The sequence below is a fragment of the Hyella patelloides LEGE 07179 genome, from assembly GCF_900659865.1.
GTDB lineage: Bacteria > Cyanobacteriota > Cyanobacteriia > Cyanobacteriales > Xenococcaceae > Hyella > Hyella patelloides.
On sequence record NZ_LR213822.1, the window covers coordinates 24156 to 30972 of the forward strand.

At 37.9% G+C, this 6817-nt stretch carries 6 protein-coding genes; all 6 read left to right on the forward strand.

Annotated elements, in window-relative coordinates; genetic code table 11:
* Positions 1-103: 103 nt before the first annotated feature.
* The 6 genes from H1P_RS11230 (at position 104) to H1P_RS11255 (ending at position 6134) form a co-directional block, all read left to right on the forward strand.
* Positions 104-1171 carry a hypothetical protein gene (locus tag H1P_RS11230; protein WP_144867216.1) on the forward strand — a complete coding sequence of 356 codons (1068 nt, stop codon included), beginning with the start codon at positions 104-106 and terminating at the stop codon, positions 1169-1171.
* 90 nt (positions 1172-1261) lie between these two features.
* Entirely contained in the window at positions 1262-2638 is a 1377-nt protein-coding gene (locus H1P_RS11235) for a cytochrome P450 (protein WP_144867217.1), read from the forward strand.
* 86 nt (positions 2639-2724) lie between these two features.
* Complete coding sequence (locus H1P_RS11240; RefSeq protein ID WP_222427021.1) at positions 2725-3846, forward strand: LuxR C-terminal-related transcriptional regulator; 1122 nt, start codon at positions 2725-2727, stop codon at positions 3844-3846.
* A gap of 121 nt (positions 3847-3967) precedes the next feature.
* The gene (locus H1P_RS11245) at positions 3968-4585 is read left to right on the forward strand and encodes an NUDIX hydrolase (protein ID WP_144867218.1); all 618 of its coding nucleotides are present in this window, start codon (positions 3968-3970) and stop codon (positions 4583-4585) included.
* A 190-nt stretch (positions 4586-4775) separates the two neighbouring features.
* Positions 4776-5159 (forward strand): hypothetical protein, encoded by a 384-nt coding sequence (locus tag H1P_RS11250; RefSeq protein ID WP_144867219.1) that lies wholly within the window; start codon positions 4776-4778, stop codon positions 5157-5159.
* An 81-nt stretch (positions 5160-5240) separates the two neighbouring features.
* Positions 5241-6134 (forward strand): alpha/beta fold hydrolase, encoded by an 894-nt coding sequence (locus H1P_RS11255; protein ID WP_144867220.1) that lies wholly within the window; start codon positions 5241-5243, stop codon positions 6132-6134.
* Positions 6135-6817: the final 683 nt, after the last annotated feature.

Below are 6817 nucleotides of genomic sequence, written 5' to 3' on the forward strand. Positions count from 1 at the left end.
AGTACGGATGAAGCAAGAAGATTAATCTATTTGAGGTATCTGGCTAAATCAAGAGATATTATTGAACTTGTTAAGCATTATAGATATCTGAATTCAATTAATTATGTCCCTTCCATTTGATGCAGCTTCTACCCAAAAAAGAATCGATCGCTTTTGGTGTCTTCCTGCTAGCTTTGGTATGGAAAGAAATGCCTATCATAACTATCTCAATGAAATTGTAAGCGATCGCTATGCCCTAATCAATGGCTTGCAGTTATTACGAGACGAACTACAATTTGCTGCATATCATCCTACAGATATGAATATTTGCGGAGCAGATTTAAGTCTACCCAGTGCAGTTACCACTTTGGCATATACTAACTGTGGCGATCGGATTCACCAAGGAGAAGTTACCAAACGCTATCGAGATGTCGTAGCATCTCGTTTTGCTACCCTTTCGGAAATTGGCGAACTGAAACTAGAGGCATTTTTCCCCGCAGGAGGTGGTACAGATAACGGTGCAACCTTAGCCCATGTTACCGTAGCCCATCAGATGGACGAACCATTACGCAGAAGACTTTATGAAGGTAATTCTCAATCGATTGTTTTGGTAGCAACCGATCTCAAAACTCATGTGGGACGTTTAGAAGAGGGAGAAAAACGTATCTATGGTAAAACCCGCGAATCTCCTTGGAGAGAACCCCGTCATGCTTGTGGAGCGATTGTCGGCGCATTATCTAATTACCGTCCTCATAACATGATTCATCGTCGCATTCGAGATGATTTGGGCGAAAAGAATTTTCAATATCTTTCCCACCAGAAAATTGTTACCGATGATGGTACTGATATCACTATGGCGGTAGCTGCTGCAATTGTTGCCATTAGAGGTATTCGTAATACAGCAGTGGCAATGACTCAAGAAATAGATGAGCGAGGATTGGCTCACTTAACCGCAAGTACCACTGTAAATCGACCGTCACGGGACGATCTGGTAATTTATCTAGCCAGGGCTACAGTATTTGGGGGTAAAGTACGAATTCAAAGCTTGGGAACAAATGCTGAATTATACACGGGTAAGTTGATTGAATATGCAAAAGAAAGAAGACTTCAGTTGAGTTACAACAATCTCAATGGAGATTCTCTACCTGTTGAAGAGATACATTATGAAGTTAAACCTTCAGGATTGTGCTGAATTTACCAAATTGATTGTATCCTCCTGCTGAATTTTTTTTTAAACTAAATTGTAATTGCATAAAAACTGAAATTTTAAGCTACCCAAGCCATGAAACCATTCAAAAGTCCTCAAAGTTTGCCCTTGGTTCAGTTAATTAACTGGATTTTTCGTCCCCTCGATTTTTTAGAAGAATGCGCCAGTAAATACGGAGATATGTTCAATCTCAGGTTGATGGGTCTACCTCCTTTCACCGTAGTCAGCAACCCTCAAGGAATTGAAGAAATTCTCAGTGTAGATGCTCAAAAATTTGATGTGGGGCGTACTAATAATTTGGCTGGCAGCCTTTTAGGAGATAATTCCCTTGTTCTATTAGATGGTGTAACTCATCGCAGACAGCGCAAATTAATGATGCCACCATTTCATGGAGAAAAGGTAAAATCTTATGCTCAAACTATTTGTCAAATTACCCAACAAGTAGCTCATAGATGGCAAGAGAAACAAACTTTTGTGGCTCAAAAAGCTATGCAGGATATTACTTTTGAGACAATTTTACACGTTGTTTTTGGTCTGAGTGAAGGAGAACGCTACCAACAAATTAAACCCTCGTTAATTGAGTTATTAGACTTAACAGGCTCTCCTTTAAAAGCTAGTGTGATCTTTTTACCTTTCTTACAACAAGATTTGGGAGAATGGAGTCCTTGGGGGAAAGTAGTGCGACGCAAATGCAAAATTTACGAGCTAATGCAAGCAGAAATCGACGAAAGACGAGCTAGCCCAGAATTATCGGGAAACGATGTTCTTACTCTGATGATGTCGGCTCGTGATGAAGCAGGAGAAGGTTTAAGCGATATCGAGCTAAAAGATCAGATGATGACTCTCTTAGTAGCAGGTCACGAAACTACAGCCACAGCTTTATCCTGGGCTTTTTATTGGATTCATAAGATACCTGAAGTCAAACAAAAATTACTAGCAGAATTAGATGGTTTTGCAGATCTTGACGATCCTTTGGCAATTGCTCGTTTACCCTATTTAACTGCTGTGTGTAACGAAACCTTGCGAATTAATCCTGTAGTTATTACTGCGTTTATGCGTCTTGCTAAGTCGCCGATTGAAGTTATGGGTTATCAATTTGCACCAGGAACAATTCTTACTCCTACTACTTATTTAACTCACTACCGTGAAGATATTTACCCTGAACCCAAAAAATTCCGACCAGAACGCTTTTTAGAGCGTCAGTACTCTCCTTATGAATTTCTGCCTTTTGGTGGGGGTAATCGTCGCTGTATCGGCTACGCTCTAGCTCTATTAGAAATGAAATTAGTTTTAGCTACAGTTTTAACAAGATACGATTTAACTTTAGCGAGCGATCGCCCTGTAGTTCCCACTCGTCGTGGTGCTACTATCGCTCCTAACAATGGTGTTCCTCTAATTTTACAAGGAAAACGCGATCGCAAAATTCAGGAACAATTGTCAACAATTCAATAATCTCAGAAATTTGTAGCTTTCAATACAGGATAAAGATTTAATTTGTACCTCAATTAGAAGTATTAGCTAACTTCCCTTTTTATCTTGTGTCTGATGATAATGCCTTGCTCAATTCCTCTAGACTACTATTTGAACTACAGAATATTAATCAGTTGAATCAAAGTTTGTCTGGTTGTCTCGAATCAAAAGCGATCGCCAATAAAATAACTGATGGTTTGGTACTAAACTGTGGTTGTTGTTTTGCCCGTATTTGGCTTGTCGAACCAGATCGCACTGTATTAAAGTTAGTGGCTTCTTCGGGAATGTATACCCGTCTGGATGGGGATTTTGCCATAGTACCAATGGGTGCTTATAAAGTGGGAAAAATTGCCCAACATTGTATTCCTTTTTTGAGCAACTCTCTAGCAGAAGAATCTTGGGTAAAAAATCGAGAATGGGCGATCGCAAATAAGATTTGTGGCTTTGCAGGACTACCTCTAGCTATTGCAGGAAAAGCTATTGGGGTGCTAGCGGTTTTTTCTCATCAGCCCATGAAAGCAGAATTTTTAGAAGCCTTGAGAATACTTTGTAGTTCGGTAGCAGTGGCTTTAAATAACGTTCAACTCTATCAACAAAAAGCCCCATGGTATTCTCAAATTATTCCTTCAGAATCACTCATAAATAAGCCTCTTTCTGAGCAAATATCTGAGATTTTAACCAATGTACGTTTGATTTTAGTAGGTACAGAAAACCCTTTAACTACTTCTATAAACTATTTATTATTAAAAACCGCAGAGGCTTTAAAAACTCATAATTGCAACTATTGTCGTTTGACTTACAAAAGCGATCGCTTGTATCTAGAAGCCATGTTATTATCCGACTCAGAAACAGCAATAGCCTTTAGCGATCTAAATTTTGCGTTTATTACCATAGGGGGCAAATTACAAACCAAGATTTCCCACGATAATATTACTCAAATTAAACTATCTCTTCCCTATAATTCTCCTCGTAAAACTGATACTTTTCTTTCCCGTAGAGAGCAAGAAATAATTCAATTGTTAGCCGATGGTTTACGCGATCGCGAAATTGCCCAAAGATTATTTATTAGCGATCGCACAGTTAAGTTTCATATTAATAATGCAGCCAGTAAACTAAAGGCAAAAACTCGTATTCAAGCCATACATCAAGCTTATTTAAAAGGGTTACTGACCTCTATTTATGTAAAGTAGTAATTCTTATTTCTCCAATAAGTTATAACATTATTACAACTTAATTATAATATTTTTGATGATTGCTGGGTTTCATCTTTATATAATTCATAATTAGTTACTTATAAAGAACAAAAAGTCTATGAAATGGATCGAATGGGCGAGAGAACTTCAAGCTATCAGTCAAACAGGATTACATTACGCAACTGGACAATTCGATCGAGAACGCTATCGTAGAATAGAAGCAATTTCATCGGAAATTTTAGCAAATTACACGAATTTATCTGTCGATGAGTTTTTAAAATTTAACGCTGCTGAATTTGGATATGCTACTCCTAAAGTTGATGTCCGTGGAGTTATTTTTAAAAATGCCAAAATTTTATTAGTTAGAGAGATTGCAGATCGTGGACGATGGACTTTACCAGGAGGATGGGCAGACGTGAATGAAACGCCCAGTGAATCTGTAATTCGTGAGGTTTTTGAAGAATCAGGCTTTGAAACACGGGTTGTTAAATTACTAGCAGCTTACGATCGAGAAAAACAACAACATCCACCAGCATTTCCTTACCATGTATATAAACTCTTTTTTCACTGTGAGATTGTCGGAGGAAACGCTAAAGTTAGTAATGAAACTAGCGAAATCGCTTTTTTTGGAGAAGCAGAAATTCCAGAGCTATCAGAATCAAGAGTCAAAAAAGAACAAATATCTCGATTTTTTAAGCTTTATCAAAAACCAAATTCACCAACAGAATTTGACTGATATTATTTGATTGACAATTATCTGAAAATAAAAACTATTTTTTTATCTGCCATAAGAAAACTAAGGTAACGAACTTTTTAAACACAAAATGATTGAGCTTTACGCTTTTGCGTTCCCCAAGAAACTTTTTTTCTGAATTAATAAATAATAGATATATTGAGAATTTAAGGAAAGAGATAAACTCAGAACCATGAAATTACTACCAACAGTAGCGATCGCATTTACCACTATTTTAGCTTCCAATCTACTGGTTAGTTGCGGTGGACGGGCAAAGATGGAACGGTGCAAGTTCGTGGAAATTGAGGCTGCGGAGTTTGAAGTCGAATTGGGCGATCTCGATGCCGAAGGCGGTGAAGTAGAAATGGTCTGTGGTGATAAAATCGTTGATGTTCCTTGGAATCAGTTTAAACGAGAATTACGTATCGATCCTCAAAGATATGCCAATAATCTTGAAGGCTTTAAGAGAGAAGTCAGTTGCCTCATCAACGAAAGATCTAGAGAGAAGGTGGTATTTTGTTCGCGACCAGAATTTGGTGATGAGTTTGTAGCCTTGAAGTTTAACTACGATGATTGATCGACGCGCCACAACTTTTTTCATTTTTTTACCCTACACTAAAATAGGAAGTTGACAACGTGCAATCGCTTCAAACACAGAATGTTTCCTAATTTCCTTCCCCAAGAAGTTCATTTACTAGAGAATAGTGAGTCAATCTTCCTCGCTAAAAGTATTAAACGTTATCCAACATTAACCCCTTTATTCTATAGGGCGATCGCTACTGCTTATACAAAGTTGGGAATTACAGGGCTGACCCCGCCCATTTTGTTGTTACACGGATTTGATAGCTCTCTGTTGGAATTTCGCCGTCTGATTCCTTTACTGGCAGCAAAACGGGAAACTTGGGCGGTGGATCTTCTCGGCTCTGGTTTTACAGAACGCCTGCCGAATATTTCCTATAATCCCCACAGCATAAAAGAACATCTTTACAGTTTTTGGCACAGTTTAATTAACCGTCCAGTTATTTTGGTAGGGGTATCTATGGGCGGGGCGACTGCCATTGATTTTACTCTGAGTTATCCAGAAGCGGTTGCTAAGTTAGTATTGATTAATTCAGTAGGCTATAGCGGTAGTTTTCCTATTGGTAAGCTATTGCCCGATCCCATGGTGGAATTTGCGGTAGAATTTTGGCGACAGCGACGCAATTTCGGGTTATTTTGGGGCAAAAGCTTGGGTTTATTGGATTTCCCAACAGAAGATGTCATTCGCTGCGCTGCCTTGCCCTCATTGATGCCAGGTTGGTCGAGAGCAATTAATGACTTTACCCGTAGCGGTGGTTATTATCGACTGAGAGAGCGTATTCCTCTAGTTAATAAGCCTACCTTAATTCTCTGGGGAGAACGAGATGATGTTTTGGGAACGGAAGTTGCCTATCTGTTTAAAAATGCAATTTCTAAGTCTCAATTAGTTTGGCTGCGCGGATTGGGTCATTCACCACAATGGGAACAGCCCGAATCAGTAGCAAGGCAGATTCTGGAATTTATTGGTGGTTGATTAAACAAAAATATTTTTAACTCTTGTCAAGCACTGATTTGTCTAGGTTTTAGACTTTTTCAGTAACCCCTATTTAGCTATATAGCGATCTTTTCTTTATTAATCCCAAATCAAATAATATTTGCAACAGATGATTCTTGGGTAGAGACGAACGACCATTCGCCCTTACAGGATGTGTCGCATTCTTTTTTCTATTTGTTATCAGAAAATTAAAGCAACGTCAGTTCGGGTTAAGAAAATTAAACGGTTAGGGTAGCTATAAGCTATAAGCTCGCTTGCTTGAAGCCCCTCAAAGATTTCGAGAGCGGATCGATTAAAAATTTAACTATAAAAAGGAATTTTTAAGTTAACTGCCTAGCAAGGAGTTCAGCTTATCCCGAACTCAGGTTAAAGCAAGTAAACACAATCACAAAATGATGTGATCTCAATCATTTTTTTATAGCAATTAATTAGGTAATAAATTAAGCAATAAATAAAGCTTGAAAATACTATTTATTGGAGTCAGATTATCCTATTTTTTCTAATCTTTAAACTTTTAATGCAAAAATACTGAGATTTTTTTACGATAAATAGTTCAGGAAATAGCTTATTTTAAGGACTGGAGATGATTTAAGCTTATCTTGATATTACTCCTAAAAAATTTAATATCACTTTATGTTTTATTTCCGTAACTTCCACAATTT